At 35.3% G+C, this 24,069-nt stretch carries 21 protein-coding genes, 1 pseudogene and 1 riboswitch; of the genes and pseudogenes, 18 read left to right on the top strand and 4 right to left on the bottom strand.

Features of this window, described 5'->3' with window-relative positions; all coding sequences use genetic code 11:
* The first annotated feature begins 214 nt into the window (after positions 1–214).
* The 5 genes from C8D70_RS12755 to tpiA all read left to right on the top strand — a co-directional run bounded on the left by C8D70_RS12755 (position 215) and on the right by tpiA (position 5,342).
* Positions 215–781 carry a DUF1599 domain-containing protein gene (locus C8D70_RS12755; RefSeq protein WP_110367562.1) on the top strand — a complete coding sequence of 189 codons (567 nt, stop codon included), beginning with the start codon at positions 215–217 and terminating at the stop codon, positions 779–781.
* A 1-nt stretch (position 782) separates the two neighbouring features.
* Positions 783–1,901, top strand: a complete 1,119-nt coding sequence (locus C8D70_RS12750) for a BT_3928 family protein (protein WP_110367561.1) — start codon at positions 783–785, stop codon at positions 1,899–1,901.
* 119 nt (positions 1,902–2,020) lie between these two features.
* A complete protein-coding gene (locus tag C8D70_RS12745; protein WP_034692300.1) occupies positions 2,021–2,368 on the top strand; it encodes a TerB family tellurite resistance protein in 348 nt (115 codons plus the stop codon).
* 26 nt (positions 2,369–2,394) lie between these two features.
* Positions 2,395–4,521 carry a S9 family peptidase gene (locus C8D70_RS12740; RefSeq protein WP_110367560.1) on the top strand — a complete coding sequence of 709 codons (2,127 nt, stop codon included), beginning with the start codon at positions 2,395–2,397 and terminating at the stop codon, positions 4,519–4,521.
* A 62-nt stretch (positions 4,522–4,583) separates the two neighbouring features.
* Positions 4,584–5,342, top strand: coding sequence for a triose-phosphate isomerase (gene tpiA, locus C8D70_RS12735; protein ID WP_076595731.1), 759 nt, complete (start codon positions 4,584–4,586; stop codon positions 5,340–5,342).
* A gap of 361 nt (positions 5,343–5,703) precedes the next feature.
* Here the strand turns inward: tpiA and C8D70_RS12725 are convergent, their stop codons facing one another.
* Positions 5,704–6,972, bottom strand: coding sequence for an esterase-like activity of phytase family protein (locus C8D70_RS12725; protein ID WP_110367558.1), 1,269 nt, complete (start codon positions 6,970–6,972; stop codon positions 5,704–5,706).
* 234 nt (positions 6,973–7,206) lie between these two features.
* A riboswitch (cobalamin riboswitch) is annotated at positions 7,207–7,399 on the top strand.
* Between the two features lie 62 nt (positions 7,400–7,461).
* Here C8D70_RS12725 and C8D70_RS12720 point away from each other — a divergent pair.
* Positions 7,462–8,568, top strand: a complete 1,107-nt coding sequence (locus C8D70_RS12720; protein ID WP_110367557.1) for a T9SS type A sorting domain-containing protein — start codon at positions 7,462–7,464, stop codon at positions 8,566–8,568.
* A gap of 239 nt (positions 8,569–8,807) precedes the next feature.
* Here C8D70_RS12720 and clpP read toward each other — a convergent pair whose 3' ends face one another.
* On the bottom strand, positions 8,808–9,494 hold the full coding sequence (clpP, locus tag C8D70_RS12710) for an ATP-dependent Clp endopeptidase proteolytic subunit ClpP (RefSeq protein ID WP_027373257.1): 687 nt from the start codon (positions 9,492–9,494) through the stop codon (positions 8,808–8,810).
* A 112-nt stretch (positions 9,495–9,606) separates the two neighbouring features.
* Positions 9,607–11,589: a DNA primase gene (gene dnaG / locus C8D70_RS12705; RefSeq protein WP_076595736.1), complete on the bottom strand. Its 1,983-nt coding sequence runs from the start codon at positions 11,587–11,589 to the stop codon at positions 9,607–9,609.
* A gap of 211 nt (positions 11,590–11,800) precedes the next feature.
* Here dnaG and tsaE point away from each other — a divergent pair, with 211 nt between their 5' ends.
* From tsaE to C8D70_RS12675, 5 genes and pseudogenes are all read left to right on the top strand, one after another.
* A complete protein-coding gene (gene tsaE / locus C8D70_RS12700) occupies positions 11,801–12,208 on the top strand; it encodes a tRNA (adenosine(37)-N6)-threonylcarbamoyltransferase complex ATPase subunit type 1 TsaE (RefSeq protein ID WP_110367555.1) in 408 nt (135 codons plus the stop codon).
* Between the two features lie 67 nt (positions 12,209–12,275).
* The gene (locus tag C8D70_RS12695) at positions 12,276–13,466 is read left to right on the top strand and encodes an alanine dehydrogenase (protein ID WP_076595739.1); all 1,191 of its coding nucleotides are present in this window, start codon (positions 12,276–12,278) and stop codon (positions 13,464–13,466) included.
* A complete protein-coding gene (locus C8D70_RS12690; RefSeq protein ID WP_110367554.1) occupies positions 13,466–13,837 on the top strand; it encodes a DUF4258 domain-containing protein in 372 nt (123 codons plus the stop codon). Before C8D70_RS12695 ends, C8D70_RS12690 begins: the two co-directional genes overlap by 1 nt.
* A gap of 19 nt (positions 13,838–13,856) precedes the next feature.
* A pseudogene (locus tag C8D70_RS12685) lies at positions 13,857–14,117 on the top strand (histidine kinase); the annotation flags it as partial.
* Positions 14,118–14,417: 300 nt separating this feature from the next.
* Positions 14,418–14,942 (top strand): hypothetical protein, encoded by a 525-nt coding sequence (locus C8D70_RS12675; protein WP_317043149.1) that lies wholly within the window; start codon positions 14,418–14,420, stop codon positions 14,940–14,942.
* A 7-nt stretch (positions 14,943–14,949) separates the two neighbouring features.
* On the opposite strand, the gene C8D70_RS12670 is transcribed toward C8D70_RS12675, so the two are convergent.
* Complete coding sequence (locus tag C8D70_RS12670) at positions 14,950–15,474, bottom strand: hypothetical protein (RefSeq protein ID WP_228408026.1); 525 nt, start codon at positions 15,472–15,474, stop codon at positions 14,950–14,952.
* 570 nt (positions 15,475–16,044) lie between these two features.
* Here C8D70_RS12670 and C8D70_RS12665 point away from each other — a divergent pair.
* The 7 genes from C8D70_RS12665 to C8D70_RS12635 all read left to right on the top strand — a co-directional run bounded on the left by C8D70_RS12665 (position 16,045) and on the right by C8D70_RS12635 (position 23,869).
* Positions 16,045–17,067: a LysM peptidoglycan-binding domain-containing protein gene (locus tag C8D70_RS12665; RefSeq protein WP_110367553.1), complete on the top strand. Its 1,023-nt coding sequence runs from the start codon at positions 16,045–16,047 to the stop codon at positions 17,065–17,067.
* A gap of 1 nt (position 17,068) precedes the next feature.
* Positions 17,069–17,899: a PAAR-like protein gene (locus tag C8D70_RS20835; RefSeq protein WP_181416128.1), complete on the top strand. Its 831-nt coding sequence runs from the start codon at positions 17,069–17,071 to the stop codon at positions 17,897–17,899.
* 225 nt (positions 17,900–18,124) lie between these two features.
* Entirely contained in the window at positions 18,125–20,611 is a 2,487-nt protein-coding gene (locus C8D70_RS12655; protein WP_228408025.1) for a peptidoglycan-binding domain-containing protein, read from the top strand.
* The gene (locus C8D70_RS12650; RefSeq protein ID WP_110367551.1) at positions 20,598–21,497 is read left to right on the top strand and encodes a hypothetical protein; all 900 of its coding nucleotides are present in this window, start codon (positions 20,598–20,600) and stop codon (positions 21,495–21,497) included. Before C8D70_RS12655 ends, C8D70_RS12650 begins: the two co-directional genes overlap by 14 nt.
* Positions 21,498–21,654: 157 nt before the next feature.
* Positions 21,655–22,233: a hypothetical protein gene (locus tag C8D70_RS12645; RefSeq protein ID WP_110367550.1), complete on the top strand. Its 579-nt coding sequence runs from the start codon at positions 21,655–21,657 to the stop codon at positions 22,231–22,233.
* A 24-nt stretch (positions 22,234–22,257) separates the two neighbouring features.
* The gene (locus C8D70_RS12640) at positions 22,258–23,355 is read left to right on the top strand and encodes an SH3 domain-containing protein (RefSeq protein ID WP_110367549.1); all 1,098 of its coding nucleotides are present in this window, start codon (positions 22,258–22,260) and stop codon (positions 23,353–23,355) included.
* Between the two features lie 16 nt (positions 23,356–23,371).
* A complete protein-coding gene (locus tag C8D70_RS12635; protein WP_110367548.1) occupies positions 23,372–23,869 on the top strand; it encodes a hypothetical protein in 498 nt (165 codons plus the stop codon).
* The last annotated feature ends 200 nt before the right edge of the window (positions 23,870–24,069 follow it).

Here is a 24,069-nt window from a genome sequence, read left to right as displayed (position 1 = left end):
AGTTGATAATTGATGAACGATTTCTGTACTGCAAAATTAGTGATTTATGAGTTTTTAATGAGAAGAAATTAGAATTTACAGTTTGGAAGCTAGAAGTTGGAGGCTGGATGTTAAATAAGCCCTCTTACTCTCCAACCCTCTTACTCACAAACTCAGCTTTTCAAATTCAAAAATCTAAAACCGAATTCGTATATTTGGAAGATTAAGAAAATTTATGCTAAAAACATCAGTACAGTTCGAGAAAGTTATCAGTCAGTGTCGTGATCTTTTCGGTAAAAAATTACAGGATTATGGTGCGGCATGGAGGGTTTTGAGGCCTAGTTCCATTACAGATCAGATTTATATCAAAGTCAACAGAATCCGTACGCTGCAGATGACTGATAAAAAAATGGTGGATGAGAGTGAGGAAGATGAATTTATCGCTATTGTGAACTATTCTATCATTGGGCTTATTCAGCTGGAGAAAGGTCTTTCCAATGATTTCAATGAAAATAAAGAAGAAATTTTAGGTCTGTATGACCAATATGCCAATGAAGCAAAAGCTTTGATGGAAAGAAAAAACCATGATTATGGTGAAGCATGGAGGGATATGAGAATTTCTTCCATTACGGATCTTATTTATCAGAAAGTATTGAGAACTAAGCAGATTGAAGACAATCAGGGAAAAACAATCGTTTCAGAAGGGCTTGATGCCAACTATTTCGATATGCTGAATTATTCGGTCTTCTGTCTGATCAAGTTTTCAGAAAAAGAAAATCAATTTGAACCCAAAACTATTTAATATGCTCAAAGGTTTATTACGCTTTATTATTGCTGTTATTTTTATCCTTTCAGGCTTTGTGAAAGCCGTGGATCTGGTAGGTTTTTCTTTCAAGATGGAAGAATATTTTGCGCCTCCGGTTTTCAACATGCTATTTTTAGAAAAGTTTGCCCTGCTGTTTTCCATTATTGTGGTGGTACTGGAGCTTTTCTTAGGGTTTATGCTCCTGCTTAAATTAAAGCTTAAATTTACCTTGTCCATATTAATCGCACTTTGTATTTTCTTTGGATTCCTTACATTCTATTCTGCCTATTTCAATGTGGTAACAGATTGTGGATGTTTTGGAGATGCCATTAAATTTACTCCCTGGCAGAGCTTCCTGAAGGATGTTATACTGCTCGTGGGATTGATTATTCTTTTTGTTCTGTACAGAAAAGATTTCCGTAAAAAGGATGAGTATGGAATCACTCAAAAAGAGCCTTCCAACACATTTAAATATATTCTTTTAACCATATTTTCTCTAGGGATGATTTACGTTATGGCACAAGGAATTATGCATGAACCGATCATTGATTTCCGTGATTATAAAATCGGTACTGATATTAAAGGTGAAAAAATAAAAATTGATAAAAATCCTTCAGAATATAAAACTTTCTACACGCTGAAAAATCAGAAGACAGGAGCCGTTGTAAAAGTAAATCAGGATGATTATATTAAAAAAACAGAATACTGGGCAGAAGGATCTCCCTGGAAAATTGAGGATGGAAAGAATGAATCTGTTCTGATCAAAGAAGGTTATAAATCTGAGATTGTAAAATTCAAGATTGAAGATCCTACAGGAATGGAAGTTACCCAGGAAATCATTAACGCTCCTAAAGCCATTCTGGTTTTCTCTTATCATCCAAAAGATGTTCCTGCAGATCTTCTTCAGAAAGTGGAAGCAAAAGTAAATACTCAGAAAGGAGCACTTATCTACGGCGTTTCCACCGAACCGAATACTTTTAAAACCATCAAAAATCTAATGATGGACGGAACTGCTATCAAAACAATAGCAAGAAGCAACCCATTTGTACTTATCCTTGAAAATGGAAAAATTGTGGATAAACAACCTGCAAAAGACTACATTACTAATTATAAATGATGAGTGATGAATTATAAATGATCTTTTTGACGAGAGCCAATCGTAGATCAATTATCAATTATCAATTATCAATTATCAATTATCAAATTTAAACACTAAACTTAAACATACAACAACCCATGCAAAAATCAAATAAATCAATCGCCGGCTATCACTTATTAATGATCCTTTCATCTGTAGACGGAGAATTTGCTCCTGAGGAAGGAATGCTGGTACAGCAATACATGGCAGATGAATTCCCGTTCAGAATGAATCTTGACAACGAGCTTGAAACGCTGGCACTTTTACAGCCTGAAGAATGGAAAGATCATTTTGAATTCCATGCAAGATGTTTCCATGAAGATTCCACCGAGGATGAACGTGTAAAATTTGTTCAGTTTGCAAAATCGCTGATCAAAGCCGATAATAAAGTAACCGAAGAGGAACATACGTTTTACGTTCTGTTGAAAAACCTTTGGGGATTATAACCTAAATACTGATTCACAAAAATCTTATGAAAAAAATTTATCTAGGATTATTAGTAATGAGTACATCCATATTTCAATCTCAGCAATTTCCGGACATGAAGACTCCTGTTGCAGAAAAGCAGGAACATATCAGAGAAATCCACGGTGATAGGGTTAATGATCCCTATTACTGGATGATTGATTATTTTAAAAAAGGGAAAGACTCTACCAAGGTCGTTGATTATTTAAAGGCTGAAAACACTTATTGGGAAGGCATGATGAAGGATACTGAACCTTTCAGAGAAAAGCTTTTCCAGGAAATGAAAGCCAGAATCAAAGAAAAAGACGAATCTGTACCGGTTTTCAAAAACGGATATTATTATTACAGCCGTACGGAAACCGGAAAACAATATTTTAAATACTGCAGAAAGAAAGGCAGTCTTACCGCCCCCGAAGAAATTCTTCTTGATGTGGACAAGCTGGCGGAAGGGCATCCTTATTATGCGGCTTCAGGTTTCAGCATCAGCCCTAATAACACCAAAATGATTTACGGAGTAGATGATGTTTCCAGAAGACAATATAAACTATTTTTAAAAGATCTTTCAACGGGTAAAACCACTGATCTTGGTATTAAAAATACCACAGGCTCTGCAACCTGGGCTAATGATAATAAAACAATATTCTATACTGCCAAGAATCCGGAAACTCTCTTAACAGAAAAAATTTTCAGGCATACTTTAGGAACAGATTCCACAAAAGATGTTTTAGTATATGAAGAAAAGGATAAAACCAATTATATAGGGGTAGGAAAAACGAAAAACAATAAGTTTATACTGATTGACTCCCGTGCTACTACTTCTTCCGAAACAAGATATCTGGATGCTAATGATCCTAACGGAAATTTCAAAATTTTCCAGCCAAGAATAAAAGATGTTTTGTATGATGTAACTTCACTGGAAGATAAATTTCTGGTCATTACGAATAAAGACGCTCTTAATTTTAAAGTAGTGGAAACTCCATTAAATAAAACGGGTGTAGAAAACTGGAAAGATTTTATTCCTCACAGAAACGATGTGCTGATGGAAGACATTAGTGCGTTTAAAAATTATCTGGTTTTCAGTGAAAGACAGAACGGGCTTTCCCAATTGGTCATCTACGACAGAAAAACCGGAAAAAAAGAATTTCTGAAATTCGATGAACCGGTATACACCGTTTACCCTTCCGGAAATCCGGAATACAATACCGATAACTTCCGTTTCGGATATACTTCCATGATTACGCCAAGTTCTCAGTATGAGCAGAATTTGAAAACAGGAAAAAGAACTCTTCTGAAGCAACAGGAAGTACTAGGTGGATATAACAAAGAAAACTACATCACGGAAAGACTTTTTGCGACAGCCAAAGACGGAACGAAAATCCCGATTTCAATAGTTTATAAAAAAGGATTTAAGAAAAACGGTAATAATCCTTTATTATTATACGCTTATGGTTCTTATGGCAGCTCTATGGATGCTACATTCAGCAGTACCAGACTCAGCCTTCTGGACAGAGGTTTTGCATTTGCAATTGCACACATCCGCGGAGGCCAGGAAATGGGAAGGCAATGGTATGAAGACGGAAAAATGATGAAAAAGAAAAACACATTTACCGATTTCATTGATGCAGGAGAATATCTGGTGAAAGAAAAATATACTTCACCTAAGCACCTTTATGCTCAGGGAGGAAGTGCTGGAGGTCTTTTAATGGGAGCAGTGGCCAATATGAGCCCTAATCTTTGGAATGGTGTTATTTCACAGGTTCCTTTTGTAGATGTAGTGAATACCATGCTTGACACGAGTATTCCTCTGACAACCAATGAATATGACGAATGGGGAAATCCAAATAATAAGGAAGCTTATTTCTATATGAAATCTTACTCTCCGTATGAAAATATAGAAAAGAAAAACTATCCGAATCTTTTGGTAACAACAGGATTACATGATTCTCAGGTACAATATTTTGAACCTGCAAAATGGGTTGCCAAACTTAGGGATATGAAAACAGATAAAAATGTATTGCTATTAAAAACAGATATGGCTTACGGTCATGGCGGCGCTTCCGGAAGGTTTGATTATCTGAAGGATGTAGCTTTGGTGTATGCGTTCATGTTTAAATTAGAAGGTATTACTAAGTAATGGGCCTCGCAGATTTTACAAAAAGAAATAATTAAAAATAAATAAATCTATATTTAAATCTTATGAGAAGAAAAATAGTTGCAGGAAACTGGAAAATGAACAAAAATGTAATTGATGCACAACAATTAATGATTCAGTTACTAAGCTATAAAAACAACAATGCTACCAACTGTGAGGTTTGGATTGCTCCACCTGCATTGTATCTGATGATGGCAAAAGATGTTTTTGAAAAAGATGAAATCGGGGTGTTTTCTCAGGATATGAGCGAGCATGAAAGCGGAGCTTATACTGGTGAAATTTCTGCTGATATGCTGGAATCTATTGATGCAACAGGTTCATTAATCGGGCACTCCGAAAGAAGACAATACCACGGAGAAACAGATTCTCACTGTAACAGAAAAATCAAATTAGCGCTTGATAAAGGTCTTATTCCTGTTTACTGTAACGGAGAAACTCTTGAGCAGAGAAAAGCAGGACAACACCTTGAAGTCGTAAAAAATCAGACTGAAGTAGCTCTTTTTACGCTTTCTGCTGAAGAGATCAAAAAAGTTGTGATTGCTTACGAGCCGGTTTGGGCTATCGGAACGGGAGAAACGGCAAGTCCGGAGCAGGCTCAGGAAATCCATGCTCACATCAGAAATATTATTGCTGCAAAATACGGACAGGAAGTTGCTGACGAGATTTCTATCCTTTACGGAGGATCTGTAAAGCCGGACAATGCTAAAGAAATATTCTCTCAGCCGGATATCGACGGTGGTCTTATCGGAGGAGCAGCTTTGAAATTGGAAGATTTTTCTAAGATCATTGAAGCTTTTAATTAAAATAAAGAATCTTTTAGGACAAACATGAAAAATTTCATTTTGATATTCTTCGGACTTCTTTTATTTGATTTTCTTTATGTATTTGTTTATGATCAGTTTTTAATTGGCATAAAACCTGACTTTTTGAGTTATCTATTGGCTCTGATCAAGGTTCTGGCATTATTTCCAGCAGTTTTATTTAATAAATCATTGCCCTTCTATGCCATTATTCCAACTTATCAGGCGGTATTCATATTCATTGGAAACGTTCTGATACAAACTTTTTTAGTATATAGATTTTTCTTTAAAAAGAGAAAGGTTAGCTCACAATAAAAAGCGGCGGGATCTTCGATCCCGCCGCTTTTCGTTAAAAAAAATCCAATTATTGAATATCGACTACATACATCGTTCCTTTGTCTACTTTACCTGTCTTAGGTAAAATTTTGGCTTTTGGATTTCCGTTTCCATCATCTACTACTCCAAAGTCATCATCATTGAAAACAGCCAGTTTATTATTTCCCAAATAAACAATTCCCTCGAATTTATCGTGTTCGTAGCCCAGTTTTGCTACCAGATCTACGGCTAATGTTTTGGTAACAGGCTTTATTCCGGCATTGCTAATTTCATCCCATGAGCATTGCTCTAAAGATTTACCGTTAATTTTCATTCCGTCTACAGCATTTATATCAGCTCCGTTTACATCACTGGCATTGCTTAAGTTTATTCTGTATACTTTTTTTATACCTCCCTGAGAACCGAAATTTCCGTCTCTTTCAATCACCAGGAATTCATTGTTACTTAATGCGGTAATATCACACACCGAATCAGAAGCACCTCCGTCCTGTCTATATAAAAACTGTCTGGTTTGCCCTGTAATAATATCAAAAGTGACAATTCTCGTTAAAGTGGTATTGGTTGCCAATGCTTTGCTGGGGACAAGCATCATTGACTGTATTGTTCCTACCAGCGTTCTTCCATCCGGAGTGATGCAAAGTCCTTCCATTCCTCTGTTGGCTCTTCTTTTGGCTAAAACAGCAGGTAATTTTCTTGGTCCTGTATCTACCCCAATCGGGCTTATTCTCTCCATCTCCATTCCATCAGCATTGTAATGCACAATGTGCGGTCCATATTCATCGGAAACCCAGAATGTACCATCAGCAGCAGCAACAATACTTTCACTGTCCAATCCATATTTATCTGTCCCTAAAATATTGCCGGAAGCATCATAAGCAATTTCCCCAGTACTTCCCATTCCGACAGGGTTTGGAAGTCCGGTAATTGGTTGTCCGTATGGATTTTTAAGTTTAATATATTTAATTACCTCTATATTTCCGTCAGCATTGATTTTAAAATGCATAATGGTTGGGGTAAAATTAGGAGCAAGAAACTTTTTACCATTCTGGAAATCGGTATTAGGACCTCTATCCGTAATGACGTAGAATTCACCTTTTCTTGTAGGGTGAGCGGCTGCACCGGAGCCAAATCCTCCGTTTATCACATCTACTCCATTGATGGCAGCAAGTTTTGTAAATGGAAATTCCTGAGGCAGTTTGGAATAATTAATATCCTGATTAATCATTGTGGTATCGTCATCATTTTTACATGAAGCCAATACTGCCAGCACTACGGCAGACAATAGCAATTTTTTCATATTTACTTTTATGGCTGCGAAAGTATAAATTGATTGTAAACTGATCTTGAATATAATGATAATTGTTTTTTAACAATAGAACAGATAAAATAGTTTGAAAGTGAACACAAAAACAACAGATTTATAAATAAAAATTCAATAATCCGGTTGAGTAAACAATCAATATGAAAATCAAATTTTTAAGAATATCTGAAAAATAATAATTCACAAAACGGACTCACAGATTTATATGATATATTTGCAGCGTTTTAAGGCTGAACAATGTTCATTAATAGGGAATCAAGTGAGAATGATATTCAAATCTTGAGCTGTACCCGCAACTGTAAACTGTTTAAACTTACCACACAAAAATCCACTGGATCTTAAAATCCGGGAAGGAAGCTGTAAGATGTGAGCCAGGAGACCTGCCTTAGAATACTGACTTCAGAGAACCAACTGTTTCTACTCTGAAGATAAGTTTCGGGAATAAAACTTTAAATTAATTATATCATGAGGAAAATTTATCTTTTTTTCTTACTGCTTTGCATGCAGGTATTATCGGCCCAATTCACAGAAAACGACATTAAATTTTGGGTAGGAACCGGATCTAAAAAAGCATATTTCATTGCGGACTTTAATGACAACAGCACACCCAATTCTTATGCATGGGGATACCGTTTTGATGGCGATGGCCTTTTGATGGAAGATCTTATCAATGCAATTGTGGCAGCAGAATCCAAAATGCAGGTTGACATTCCTACAGGATATCTTTCTATTCTGAATTATAATCATCACACATCCACTACTGATGACAGCTGGATAACATGGTCTGGATCCAGCTCATCAAACATGACTTGGAACAATGGGGTAGGTTATACTCCTTTGGTGGACGGAAAATGGTATGGGGTTACATACGGCCTTGATCATTATGATATTCCTCCCTCTCCTCCCGTTCCAGCCTACAGTTCTGCATGGTTTACTCCGTCTCAGGTTACAAACTGGGTGGGAAGCGGAAGTAATAAAAGCCTAATAGTTATTGATTTCGGAACTGATAATGCTAACGGGAATGCCAATTCTTTTGTTTATGGAATTAAATATAACGGAAGCATCACTGCTGAACAGGCGTTACAATTGATCCAGGCTCAAGATTCCTATTTTAATTTTGCATCAGCGAATAATCAGATTACTACCCTATCATTAAATTCCTTTACCGGAAATACTTCCGGATCAGACAGCTGGAAATTGTATAAAGGAAAAGACCTATCAAGCTGGCAAGCGAAAGCCAATCTTTCTCAGATTCAACTGGGCAATAAGGATTGGTTTGGATTAAGTTTCGGGCAAAGAAGACCATTTACACCCACCGAGGCACAGCTGACTTTAGGGATTTCTTCTGTTACAAAGAAAAAATTCAGTGTTTATCCAAATCCGGCAAGTAATTTCATTCAGATTGAAACGGCTGAGAAACTGAAAGAAGTGAATATTTATTCAGCTACAGGACAGAAAATAATGACTTCTCAGGTTACTAAGATTGATGTTCATTCTTTAAACACAGGTGTTTATTTTGTTGAGATTAAAACCAATGATAGTTCCACGATACATAAGATGGTTAAGAAATAAAGAAAAGTACCTTTAAAAAGGCGCTTTTTTAATGAGGATATGTGGAAAATCACCCCGTCAAAAATTCTTTGAATTTTCGCGACCTTTCCAAAGGATGGGAATTTTTACATCTTCAGTTGGAGTTTGGCCTGGATTACAGATTCCTTCTGAATAATCAAGAATACAGTTCAAAATCCATAATTGATTCAACAAAAAAACCGCACCAGATGGGTGCGGTTTTCTTATGATATTACCATCAATTATTTTTTCTCAGTAGATCTTTGTAAAACCTCATCTACCATTCCGTAGCCTTTAGCTTCTTCAGAAGTCATCCAGTAATCTCTGTCAGATGATTTTTCTACCCACTCATATGTTTGTCCTGAGTGATGGCCGATGATTTCATAAAGCTCCTGCTTCAGTTTCAACATCTCTCTCAAGTTGATCTCCATATCAGAAGCGACCCCCTGCGCACCTCCTGAAGGCTGGTGAATCATTACTCTGGAATGTTTAAGCGCAGAACGCTTTCCTTTTTCTCCGGCAACCAGTAATACAGCTCCCATGGAAGCAGCCATACCTGTACAGATAGTCGCTACATCCGGCTTGATGATCTGCATAGTGTCATAAATACCTAAACCTGCATAAACACTACCACCAGGAGAGTTGATATAGATCTGAATATCTTTTGAAGGATCAGCACTTTCTAAGAATAAAAGCTGAGCCGTAACGATGTTTGCAACCTGATCATCAATACCTGTTCCCAGGAAGATAATTCTGTCCATCATCAAACGGGAGAAAACGTCCATCTGGGCAACGTTTAATCTTCTCTCTTCCATGATGTACGGAGTAAGATTCGTTGGGCCATACATTCCCATATACTGATCGGTAACCAAACCGTTGTTTCCTAAATGTTTTACAGAGAAATCTCTGAATTCCTTTTTAATGTCCATATTTCTATTATGTATTATTTTTAAAATATTCTCGAAGTTTAAATTACAATATTTATTCCTAAAATTTTATAGGACTTTTTGTCACAGAACATCAAAAAAATCTGACTTCAAATTATCTTTTTCTATCTACATAAATCCCTTTGATAGGCGAATATTCGATGATATTGCTCAACCGTATGGAAGCCTGCTTCAGTAAAGTGATTTTTTTGATCAGCTCATAATACTTTACTTCATCTGTACTGCTGTACTGATCAAGTTCTTTGGCTGTTTCCCTGATCAGATAATCAATATATCTGTATTTATGTAACAGAACATCTCCCTGAATCTGATCTGCCAATTTATCACCATAATTGGGAGGGTAAATATTTCTGGAAGCCCAGTTTTCAAGCTCATCCAGCGGGATCAGAGCATCTACAACCTTTGTGGTGATTTCTTCGTCCATAAAAGATACAAAAAAGTTTCCACTTCTGAGTTCATCTTTTTGAATCCCTTCCCTCACCTGATTGATAATAATTTCATTTTCTCTGACTAAAAATGTATACTGCTCCTCTTCGAAATGATGAAGGATTTCTTCAATAACAGTTATCTCATATTCTTCATTCTGTTCGTTTTTTCTTTTCAGAATAATATCTCCGAACATCAGCATATGATCTACCAGTTTGTTTTCCATGAACAGTACATCATACAGAAAAGGATCTTCTTTTTCCTTATCCAAAGGAACAATCTCCATCTTTGGAGCTGCTTTTTCCTTCTGCTGCTGAACATGATGGGTCTGATTTTGCGTGATCTGCTTCTGAACATCCAGCTCATTAAACAAGCTTTGCTCCGAAAGTCCGAATTTGTTGGAAACCTCTTTAAGGTAAACCTCTCTTTTCAGGGCATTCTGTACAAAAGAAACAGATTTTACAATATCTCTGATCGCTTCAGCCTTTTTAATAGGATCATTCCCGATATCCCTCAGAAGAATTTCCGCCTTAAAGTCGATGAAATCCATCGCTTCATTTTCGATGTATTTTTCAACATACTCCTGCGGATGTTTTCTGGCAAAGGAATCCGGGTCATCTCCGTCAGGGAAAAGCAGAACACGGATGTTCATTCCCTCAGTCAGTAACATATCAATACTTCGGAAACTGGCTTTGATACCTGCATTATCACCGTCAAAAAGAATCGTTACATTTTCCGTAAGTCTCTTAATAAGTTTGATTTGTTCTGTTGTCAAAGACGTTCCGGAACTTGCCACTACGTTTTCGATCCCGGACATATGAAGTGAAATCACATCCATATATCCTTCCACCAAAAGACAGGCATTCTTTCTTGAAATCGCTTGTTTACTCTGGTTTAATCCATAAAGAACATTGGATTTATGGTAGATCTCTGTTTCCGGTGAATTGAGATATTTTGCTGTTTTGACATTGTTCTTCAGGATTCTTGCCCCAAAACCTAAAACCCTTCCTGAAAAACTGTGAATAGGGAAAATGACCCTTTCTCTGAAACGGTCAACACCAGCAGGTGTATTTTCCGGAAATATAGAAAGTCCGGATTTCTCAAGAATTTCTTTATTATATCCTTTTTCCAGTGCATAAGCTGTAAAAGCATTCTTCTTCTCGGGAGAATATCCCAGCTGGAACTTTTTAATAATATCATCCCGGAGTTCTCTCTCTTTGAAATAAGAAAGACCTATGCTTCTGCCTTCCTGATCATCCCAAAGAATCTCCTGAAAATAAGTATTCGCTACTTCATGGATTTTATACAGCAGATCTTTTTCAGTCTGTGCATTTTTTGCTTCTTCAGAAATTTCACGCTGGTCTTCTTCAATTTCAATTCCATATTTTTTTGCAGCGTGGCGAAGTGCCTCAGGATAAGTAAAGTTCTCAATTTCCATAAGGAAAGAGATGGCTGTACCACCTTTTCCTGTAGAGAAATCCTTCCAGATCTGTTTGCTGGCAGAAACTACAAAACTGGGTGTTTTTTCATCATGAAAAGGACTGAGTCCTTTATAGTTAGACCCTGCTCTTTTCAGCTGCACATATTCGCCTACAATCTCTTCAACGCGGATTGTGGAGAATATCTTATCAATGGTCTGTTTGGAAATCATGCTGTAAAATTAAGTATTTTTATGGATAAGTTGGAAGAGTTTCAAAGTTTGAGAGTCGGAGGGTTTGAGGGTTTAAGAGTGGGCGTGTAAAAGTTGTTCTTTACAACCTCCAGCCTCTAACTTCCAGCTTCCAGCCTGCAATTTATAATTTCTGACTTCTTCCACTCATTAAAAACTCATAAATCACTATTTTTGCAAAACAAATTAGTATATGCAGTTCACTATCAATACAATCGAAGACTGGCAGGAAGTTGTTGACACCATCATTCCTCAATTAAAACATAATATCTTTTTATTAAAGGGAAATCTTGGAGCCGGGAAGACGACCTTCACGCAATTTCTGCTTAAAAACATGGGCAGCAAAGACGAAGTAAACTCTCCTACTTATTCTATTGTGAATGAATACAATACTGAAAAGGGAAAAGTATATCATTTTGATCTTTACCGCCTGAAAAATATTGAAGAAGTCTATGATATCGGAATTGAAGAATACCTGGACAACTCTTTTTTATGCATCATCGAGTGGCCGGAAGTCTATGAAGAGGAGCTTTATGGTCTTAACTACCACACAATGAGCATTGTGAATACGGATGAAAAAAGAGAAATTTCATTCGAGTAAATATTATGTATCTTTGCTTCTTAATTGAGTGTAAAAAACAATCTGTAAGACATAATTTAATTTAAGGATGAGTACAAATATTTTTACTCCTTTCACAGAAGAAGAATTAATGCCGAAAGAGGAAAAATTGGAGGTTATAAAGAAGGGAAAACAGTTCAGTATTGGAATTCCTAAAGAAACCTGTCTCAACGAAAGGAGAACCTGCATTACTCCTGACGCCGTACAGGTGTTGGTAGAACACGGCCATGAGATCATTATTGAGGCGGGGGCCGGAGAAGGTTCATTCTTTACAGATTTACAATATTCGGAATCAGGAGCGAAGATCACTAATGATCCTAAGGAAGCTTTCGGACAGGATCTTATCCTGAAGATAAATCCTCCTACAGAAGATGAAATTGAGTACATGAAACCTAATACTTATCTGGTTTCGGCACTTCAGATCAATCTCAGAGACAAGGAATATTTCTTAAAGCTTGCAGAGAAAAAAATAAATGCCATCGCCTTTGAATTTATCGTGGATGAATACAAGCAGCTAGCTTTGGTAAGACTGGTCGGGGAAATTGCAGGTACCGTTTCTATTTTATACGCTTCCGAATTATTAGCCTTATCCAATGGTTTAATGCTGGGCGGAATTACAGGAGTAAGACCTGCAGAAGTTGTGATTCTTGGAGCCGGAATTGTAGGGGAATTTGCTACAAAAGCAGCAATAGGTCTTGGAGCCAGCGTAAAAGTTTTCGATAACTCTTTATCAAAACTGAGAAGACTCCATACTATCGTTGACAGCCGTGTACCTACTTCCATTATTGATCCCAAAGAACTCAGCAAAAGCTTAAGACGTGCCGACGTGGTGATTGGAGCCCTTCCAAGATTGAACATGACCCCTATCGTTACCGAAGATATGGTCATGAAAATGAAAAAAGGCAGTGTAATCATTGACATCACCATAGACAACGGTAAAGTGATTGAAACTTCAGAGCTTACCACCATGGAAGATCCTTATATCATCAAGCATGGTGTTATCCACTGCGGACTTCCGAACCTTACTTCAAGAATGCCGAGAACCACCACCAAGGCCATCTCGAATTTCTTCCTTTCCTATATTTTAAATTATGACGAGGAGGGCGGCTTTGAAAACATGCTGATCCGCAAAAATGAAATGAAGCAGAGCTTATATATGTACAAAGGAAGACATACCAAGAAGATCATCTGCGACCGTTTCGGACTTACGTACCACGATATCAATCTTTTAATTTTCTAATGAAGAAACTGAAATTTTATGCAATAGGCTTCGTTCCGGGGCTTTTGATCGTATTTTTTATTTTAAACAAAAAAGGAGCAAGCTGCAGCGGTTATTTACCGAACAGCCGCGTTATTGCTGAAAGTCTTTCCAAAGAATTCAAATATTCTGAAGAGGCTAAAAATGCAATGACGACCTACAAGATTGATGAGAAATTTATAAAAGACAGTATTATTACGAACGGAAAAGTAGACTTTGACCGCAGCCATGCTCAGAAAAAACCTTGTCCTGATTATCTTATCACTTATCCTGAAAAAAATCCTTCTTACGAGATCACTTTTGAAAAATGTGAAGAAACCATGACGGTTAACGGTCTTAAAAAACTGAAATAGTTTTCAATAACAACAAGCTATGGACGGCAATTACTACATGATTCATGACTATCTGATATTCATCGGAGTTTTTGCCATTTTTCTTTTCCTGACAATAAGCATTTATCTTTTCAGCCAGAATCAGAAGCTGAAACAAAGAAATACCAAATTGTCAGAAACCAATAAGCTTATTGAACAGCGTCTGAATGAAGTTCGTCTGGAACATATCGGGACAAAGCTGAATCCGCATCTGTTTAAGAATATTCTCAATTCGGTGCAGTCTCATGCCTATCAGACGTATGATAAAATGCGTCATTCTGAATGATGAATTACTGGACATCAGTTAATTAAAGCTTCTATGCGAACTGATTGACGATGTAGAAGTGGTAAAAGCATTCAATGATCCTAAAGTTCTCCTGAACGAAATAGACAAAATCTTTACCCAAGCTGTACCTTCAAATTTCCCTGGAAAGACATATGGTCAGTCTACAACCCAAGAAGTGCAAGCAGCTTTATGGAAATTAACTTTAATGAAGAGGAAAAAACAAATACAAAATAACTTATAACCAAAGAATAAGATAATACTATGTGCCGATATGCCATGATGGTTTACAAAGGACATTATGCCTGTTTCAACTGCCAGAAAACATTCAAACGCCGCCACCTGAAAGATGTGGACCGGGATGTTCAGACCTCTGTGGAAGCCAAGTGTCCGGAATGTGGGAATCTGATGGCTAATATGGGACTTGACTTTAAGTCGCCGCCCAAAAATGATGACAAGCAATGGGCTCACATCCGGGATTTGTATACGGTTGGAATCACTTTTCATTCCTGTGGATGCTCGGGACCGGGATATATTCCCCAGGACCGGAAGGCTATTATTGATTACCTTGAAAAAGTTCGTTCAGAATATATGAAATCTCTGGTATTCTGGAGATACCGGATAGAGCCTGAAAATAAAAAAGAACGCGAACTGGACTATCAAAAAAACAGCTCACACCTATGGGCCGTCAACCGTAATGCTTTCAAAGAAACGGTGACCAATCAGGAAGGAATTAACTATTGGCTTAAAAGAATCACTGAACTGGAAGAAAGGCTGAATATTATCAAAGCTGATAAACCATAACGCTACTCTAATTTACAAGCTTCAGAAGCTTTTTGAAACTCTCTGTTAAGTTTTTCTCCTGTTCATACGGATAATCAGCACTGATATTAAATCCACGTCCTGTAGTATTGGTGATCATAATGATATTTCCATTTTCAAAATAATTCCGGGTCATTATTACTTTTGATTTTTTCAAGTCAAATGCTTCCATGTCATTATTTTCTTTCATTGCTTTAGTGTCATAGAAAAGCGGTCGGTTATACCTGTACTCTTTCTCGAAAACAAAAGAAAGCTGTCCGTTCATAAGATAATATTCTATCAGCATTTGTCCCATTTCTCCATAATGTCTGGCTATAACTTTTTCCAGCCCTTTATCTGTATAATAAAATGTGGCCTCCCCGCCTTCTGCAGATTCTCCTTCAATATCCTTCTTTTTGACAGAAGTCCATTTTGTCACGGAATTGATACTTTTAAAATTAGCCTGGATAGGTTTTATCCTGTTTTTTAAACTCTTGCTGCCCATAGTATCTTTGTCAATCAATGTTTCACCCATCTTTACAGTATCCTGTGCTTTAGTGGTGAAAAAACAGGTAATCGATCACCGGACTTTTGAGCATATGCAGAACTCAAACTGATCCATATTATGAAAAATCCATGCAAGAATCTATTCTTCATATTTTCTTTTTTATAGCTTTAAAATTAATAATAACTTTTGGTTGTATTGTATATCATGAAACCACAAAAGTCACAAGAGTTTTTTTGGCTTGCTTTAAACTGTTTTTAAAAGTACATAAGTTTTAAAATATAGCTGCTTAGATTCCTACGGAATGACATAATTGGAGTGATAGTTTTACCCATACAGTTTGTCATTCCGTAGAATCAAGCCACATTAAACCAACACGAAAAGCATCAACAAAAACTCCAATACTGACCAGCATCACAACTGAAGACGTAAAATTCCCATCCTCCGGAGGCATGCGAAAATTCAAAGAATTTTTGACGGGGTTGTTTTCTGTACGACATCAATCTCATGTCGTAATTCTACGACAATTTTTAAAATTTAATTCCAAAAATTAATTTAAAATAGAGTTTTTTAATAGCTTTATCTGATAATTCACTTTGGATGGAAATTGATTTCTTACAATATCAGGTACGAAACGGAGACACGCTTACCTCCATTGCTTCCCGGCTGGGTATGACCAGTGAAGAGCTTAAGCTGTTTCATAATTCCCATTGCCCGAAAATGGATAAAGTATGGTTTGAAAACCTTAATGAAGTTAAAAGAATCTATGTTCCAACTGATTTCAAAACCGAAATGCAAAAAGAACAGAAAAGGAAAAACACCCTTCCTGCTCAGCTATCAGATGCTTTTTTTGCTAAAAGATATACGGTTCAGGAAACGTTTGAATCTACTTTTCAATCTCCGGTAAGCATTCATTATACTATTCAGCTTGATCTTCAGAAAAACAAAAATACAGATCAGTATGTCGTTAGTTACAGTCAAAAAGATTTTAAATCCGGAGGAAATGAACCGGATGATAAGGTAAGCGGCCTTTCTATAGCCTGCATGAAAAGTATTATGCCGCTTGAATTTATCCTAGATGAACAAGGCAGGATAAAAGGATTGACAGATCATAAAAAAATCACTGACACTTTTACCAGGCAGCGTAAAGAGCTTGAAGCGTTTTATATAGGCGAAATCGCTCAAAATTATATGGATTCTTTTGAAAGGAGTATCAGCAATGAAGCGTTTTTATTACGACAATTTCAGAGTACGCTTCTGTTTCAGGCCCTGTTTCCCCAAACAGACTGGTTCCGGAGAAAGATAAAGTGGACAGAACATTTTTATTTTATACAGAACTCATTTCCGGTAGCCTGTGAAATCAATACTGAACAGAAAAATGAAGAAGAAGACTCTGTTTTGACTATTTTAAACGGAAAAATCACCGAAAAATGCACTTCACAGGAGATCATGCGCGGGATCAGACTCAAAGAATCAGCAGCAATACCAGCTTCAGGAAATATTGTATTAGAATACACCACTCACACTAAAAACAAGAATCTTCTTCAGGCTAAAGCCTCGGTTTTACTCAGCCATGAAGAGGTATTGATACACCAACATCACATCATTATAACACAAGGATAATATGAAAAATTATGTCATACAAAAAGGCGATACTTTCAGTTCACTGGCCCGGCAGCTTAAGCTGAAAAATGAAGGTATTTTAAAAACTTACCATAATCTCCACTGCCCGCCGGAAGACATCATGGAGGAACCTGTTCCGGGAAAAACGATTTTGATTCCGGAAGATCCACAGCTCATGACTGAGGAAACAGAACCTCAAAATATAGCTGCATCTTCTCAGGAGGAATCTACAGAAAATGCAGGTTCTGATGAAGGAGATTCAACGGAAGAAACTCCACAAAATGAAGAGCAGTCATCCGGAAAAACGGAACAACAAAGTGATAAAGAAGACAGTGGTTCCAGTCCTCATGAAGGAAAATATTTCATTGTGCAGAAAGGAACCGTGCAATGCAATCAGGGATTTAAATTTCCAAAATTTAAAGTGACCAGCCACCAGAAACACTACTGGAATGATGAAGAAGGAAACGCTGATTATCTGGCCGTAACAGAGGATGATCTTCAGCTCGATCCTGCGGCACAGCCGTTTGGACAATGCAAACTAAAGCCAAGTTCGGGAGGATATCTTCCGTGTGCTTATGCTCCAGCCGGAAAGTGGCAGAAGACGTATGAAAAAGTAAAAGTGATGGGAAAAAGCTGTCTTACGGAAATCTCAGAACTCATGTGCAGTACGGGAGGGAAAATTACCATCCTCAAACACGGACAGCAAAGCGAAGTCGGTAAAAGCCAGGTTGCCAAAGCAAGTACGCAGGAACAGCAGGTTTATAATCCCGTTGTGGATTTTGATGAATTCAAGGAAGATACAAAAGATACAGACCAACTTTATTACAGCTAAGCCATGACAGGAACTATTATCGGGAATCAGAATCCTCTGGTAGGAACAACTTATACCTACGAAATAAAACCTTCAGGACTGTCATTTGGTCTTAAAGGTGATTATGAATGGTATCTCTTTAAGAAACAAAAGAACGGAAGCTGGAAAGATATCACAGGAAAGCCCAAGACCGGTGAAAAGGTAACGTACAACTTTGGGGAAATAGCACTGGGAATAGAGTTTCAAATGAAAGTCTATGAGATTAAAAAAGGTCTTTTACCCGGACTTCCCTCTACCAGAGAACTGGCTGGCAGCTGTATATTAATTCCTACCAGCAATAAGGTTCCGAAGATTGATAAAGTAGTACTCTTCAACAGAGGAGCAAAAGACGTTAATAAAGCCAGCTACCGTGATACTCTTATTGCGCAGGCTCATTGTATTGCGATGTTTAATAAAGAGATTGAGTTTCTCCTTTGGGAAGATGACGCGCCTGGAAAAGGGCACGATGCCGGTATTAACAAAAACAACCGTCACACCCGCAGCTATAAGGCTCGCGTCAATGAAAAAGGCATTGCAGAAGTATCAATACCTCTGATGTCTGATGAAAAAATCCTTCGTCAGATGGCCAATCAGTTTCTGATGAAAGGTGACAGGAATGAAGGCGCAAATCATGAGTATTATGTTACGGCCACCTACTCCGGAAAAATTCAGGGTGCCAGCCAGGTGAATGTAGATGTGGCTAACCCTGATCATAAAGGACAGCCTCAAAATCAGCCCAAACCCAAGCCGCAACCTGAGAAACACACTCCAAAATTCCCGGCCGCACAAGGAGGTGGTCCCAAACAGCCGGATCCTAAAGGCAATATTATAGAAGCTGTTTTCATAGATGATAAAGGAAATGAACTTTCCAAAGTCCCTGTAGGTGATAAAGTAAGGGTACGAATCCACTCCAAAAATATGGTGGGAAAACACATCCAATATGTAGTCTGGGAATATGATACCACTTCCAATGATGAAGTCTACAGAAGCGGAAATATTAAAATTCCTGCCGATGTATGTGATACTTCAGGATTTGTCATTACCAAAGATATTTTTGGAAAAGGAATAGACTCTCCTATCGGCGATCCGGATTCCGATACACAAAATTATTTCATCGAAATTATCTCCAAGGATCTTTCTGCAGAATCTCAGAAATTTGGGGTAAATTCGGAAGGACTGATGAAGGTGGAGAAGGTGAAAAGTGCGGCGGGGGTGCAGAAGCAGCCGAAAACAGACAAAGGATGCGGTGGCAAATATTGTATTGATAAAAACTCCCCTCCTAGCGAGCTAATTAGAGAAATTAATATTCGCTTAGCTGGTTTTGGAGGAAATGTACCTACAGATAAATTTACAGACAGAACTGAAAAAATGGTTAAGCAGTTTCAGAGAGATTATATGAAGGTGACAGAAACTGGAAAAGTTTGTGGTAATGTTTTGAGAGCCATTGATGAGTTTGCTATAAAATATCCGGTTAATATTAATGAAGCAAAATGTCCTTGTGGTCAATGTTCAGGATTCGGTAATGGTTTATTCCCTGAACAAAAAAATAATTCTAAAATATCTGAAAAAAATAGAAAATATGAATATCCTGGGATTCATAGATCCTTATTATGGGTAGAAAAAGCAATTAAATTTTATTTATCAAATCAAGAAAAACAAAATGGTTTAAAAGTAGGATTAATTTTTTCTGGATATAGATGCAACGCAAATAACAAAAAAAATAGAAGGAGTAGTACTAATCATATGGGTAAAGCTCTTGATCTTCACATTTATAAACTTTCTGATAGTATTAATACTGAAAAAAATGCTGATAAAGTAAGAGACCTTCTTATAAAATATACAAATGCGGAATATAGATGGGGAGGAAAAAACGTTTTTGCCCTAGAACCAAGTTCAAGAAATAGAATAGAGACTGAGTTTATTGCTACAACCTGGGTACACTATGATGTAAGAACTTTTCATTTAGATTATCTTAAAGATGAGTTTTTTGCAAAAAATAATAATGCTGTTAACGGAGAAAATATTATAGCTTTAGCGAATCGCCTTGGTTTTCAAAATACCTGTGCGTGTAATAATAATTTTTCTCAATCAAATAAAAATGAAGAAAATACTAATGATAAACGAAAATGGTCACATAGTGAGTTTGGCAATCTAATTGCAATACGCGAGTCAAGTGATGATTATAATAAATGCAATCAAACTAAAGGAGGTCTCAAGGTTATCAATAATGTAAAAGTTATTGAACTTACAATAAAAGAAGTTCAAGATAAACAATCAAATAGAGACGTTTTCGCTGTGGGTAGGTATCAATTAATTCCTAATACTCTAAATGATGCAATTACAAGTTTAGGGTTAGATACTAATAAAAAACTAGATAAAGAAATGCAAGACAAAATCTTCGATGATTATCTAATTAAAATTAAAAGACCTAAAATAATTGCATATTTAGAAGGGCAAGGAAGTGTTGAAGATGCAATGTATGATTCTGCTAAAGAGTGGGCAAGTATTGGTGTTGAAAAGGGAAGGCGAATTAGTGATAAAAAGATAAAAAAAGGAAAAAAAGTTATTTCAATAATTAAAAGATATGCCAAAGGTGGAGAATCTTATTATGCTGGTGACGGTTTAAATAAAGCACATATAACTCCAGAACAAATTAAAAACGTTTTAATAAATTCAAAGAATGCAAATAAATAACATTTTATTAGTAATTATCCTATTATCCATGATTGGATGTAAAAAGGATCCACAAAAAACAATACTGAAAACACCATTAGCCCAACAAAACCAAAGCATTTCAAATTCTCAAAAGACAAACGTAGAAAATAATAAATCTTTTGTGATTAGCTGTGGTTCGGGTTGCGCAATGACTTATACTGCTGAAAATATTCTACAAAATGATGCTAATTCAATAAAAGTTAAGTTCAAAGTTGAGATGTATACTGAAGAACAGTTATCCGATACCTACTATGAAACTTATTTTTTTTCATATAATAAAAATAAAGAAATTGAAAAAATAAGTATTGAAGGAAAAAATGAAAATGTTCTAAGTAATCTTATGCCCGATGCACAAGACTCTTTTAGAGAGTTTGCTGCTGAAATTATCCGAAATAAGAATTTTGATCATTCACAAAAAGAGGCAAATAATGCACTTAATAACCAAAAATATAATATCTGTGCACTACCTTTTGATTTTGATAATTATTATTCTACTTGTAATGAAAATGAGGGTGAGTGTCAAAGTAGGTATCCATCATACCAATATTCTGAATATAAAAGTATTTTAGAATCATATGGTATTAAGGATGCTCCAAGTAGTTTTTTCTTACTTCCAAAAATCAATAATTTTCAACCAATAATCCTCGCTTATACAGATTCGGACATTGAAGGTTATTATTTAAAAGTGGTTGAAAAAAATAAATTAATTTCTTCTTTACAGATAGCTAAATTTGACGAACAAACAGTTGAAGATTTTCTAATCACCAAAGATTTTGAAGTTGAATTATATACAAGGAAAGATGCAACTGAAAAAAGAATCTTAAAAAAGAAATATAAAATACAAAAAGATGGTTTTATAAGATAGTTCTTCTATCGATTACATTTAAAAATAAACCTTCAGCTATATAATGAAAAGCTTTTTAATTTTACTATTGCTCATATTTCTATCATACTCATGTGAACAGAAGAGAGAAGAAAAAAAAGACAGCCCTAATAATCAAATTTAATTTTTGCTATTAACTATGAATAAATCTATTTACATTTTTTCGTTCATTCTAATTTTCACAACTCTTAGCATTTGTTGTAAGGATAACACTTCCATTAAAGAAAAAAAATTAGATTTTTTTTGGGGTGATAAAAAAATTTCAGACAAAAAATATTTTGAATCTCTGGCAAGTTCGCAAGGATATTCTATTTTAAAAAATCAAAATTTGTTATATGAAAAAAATATTCAGAACACGCAACTAACTAAAAGTAAATCATTATCTATGGTATTAAGCAGAAGTGTGGCTAATGAAAAAGATTACAAATTTGTATTATATACTTTAGTAAATAAAGAAAAAATAGATTCTATTCAATTTTATAGAAAAGTTAATAATGTAAGATATAAGTCTGATCGTTATACTTGCTTATCATACTTAGATTTAAAAAACAAAAAAATATGGCAAATTACCTATTTTTCTTCTAACAAATCTTTTGACATAATATCTTATTCGACAAGCAAAATTAATAAAAATGGTACCATAACTAAATTTGATTCAATTCCTTATTTAGATGAAGCATTAGAAACAGAATTAAATAATAATAAAGTTTACTACTAATTATAATTATAAATCTAAATAACAATGATAAAACCCTTTTTAATTCTATTATCATTTATATTCTTTTCTTGTTCAGGCAAGCAAGAAGAGAATATAATAGAAACAGAAATAATTGAAAGTTATTTTACCAATCAAAAATTCAAAAATACCAAGGAAAATTTTGATAAAATAAATATGGATTTACTTGGTATCAAATCTGATAAACTTCAAGACGGATATAATAATATTTTAATTTTTAATGAGGCTACCAATTATCAGATATCAAAGGAGGGAAAATATATTAAAATAGGTAATGATATTCTACCTGATTTAGATAATGTTAGGGCAAGCATAAATAATAATCAAAAATATCCTTATTTTGAGGAATTATTAACTCTGAATAAAATTATTTATCAGAATGATTTAACATCGATTTTAAGTGTAGCAACTAAAAATCCTGATCTTGCAACTGATTTAGTAGTCTTATTTAATTATGAAAAAAATGAAGCCCTTTTTAACTCTGCGGTTAAAAATATTCAAAGCTGGGATGATATTGAACAAAGTTCCAGGCTAGCATTTATATTTTATAATAACAATACAAATTCATCTAAAATTAGAGAAAAACTATTAGAAAGTTTAAAATCCAAAGATTCTTTTCTGTATGTATTAACAACTTATCTTGCTGATAATAAAGATACTATTATAAAAACAAATGGTATTGAACATTCTTCAATAGAGAAGGCTATTGCTTATCTTTTACAACTTGGCTTTACAGGTAAGGAAAATGTTGATATCCAATCTGACAAATCATACTTATTATTAAATAATGTCTATATTTCTCACCCAGAACTAAAGAAATCTTTTCAAAAAAATAATTATTATGGTTATACTTCCCTTGAAAAATACTCAAAAGACTATGGTCTTCTTCAGGAAGATAATCAAGAAAAAAAATATTCAACAATAGTAGATCCAGACGGTTTTACTAATCTAAGAAAAGATAAAAATACAACAGCACAAATTCTTCAAAAGATTAAAACCGGTGAACAAGTTGAAGTTTTAGACCAAAACGGAGATTGGTGGTTAGTGGTTTCTAAAGAAGGTAAAAAGGGATATGTTCATAAAAGCAGGATAAAATCTGAATAAATAACTTAATTAAATAATGAAAAACTTTTTAATTTCACTATCGCTCATATTTCTATCATACTCATGTGAGCAGAAAAAAGAGCAAAAAAGCATAACTGCAATAAATAAGACAGAATTAAACAAAACTGACTCCTTAATTTCTCATAATGAAAATGAGTCATCAACAGTAGTAACAGATAATAATTTTAAAAAAAATAATATTGATTTCTGGAAAGGAGAATATTATTTTGAAGCATCAAATAGAGACGAAGCAAAAACTGTTTTTAACATTACAATAAATTCTCTTGAAGACATTTCTATAGATGTTACTGAAGAAGGAACAACAAATAAATATTCTAAATTAAATGCTGAAGAAGTTAATCATCAAAAAATTAAAATAAAGTATGATGATTCTTCTGATGAGATGGGAATTATTTACATTGAAAAATCAGATGACAATTACTTTATTTCAGGAAATCCCATATACTTTATAAACCCCGGAAATAATGAGATGCCTTTACAGAAATTGAAATAATAGGATGCTAGAACTGATGCAGCAATGTAAAAGCCTAAAAACCATCCTCAAAAAACCAATTCCCCCCATCTATATACAATTTCGAAAAGAAATTTCGTTTCATTTAAAAAATATTTTTACCTTTGCTCTGTGATTTTTAACAACGGAACATATTATTATAGAATTTTTACCTCAGCTCTGGGATAGGGATTCTTATGAAT

This window comes from Chryseobacterium sp. CBTAP 102, assembly GCF_003201365.1.
Lineage (GTDB): Bacteria > Bacteroidota > Bacteroidia > Flavobacteriales > Weeksellaceae > Chryseobacterium > Chryseobacterium candidae.
Note: the sequence above shows the minus strand (reverse complement) of the source record. Positions and strands in the feature narration are given on the sequence as shown.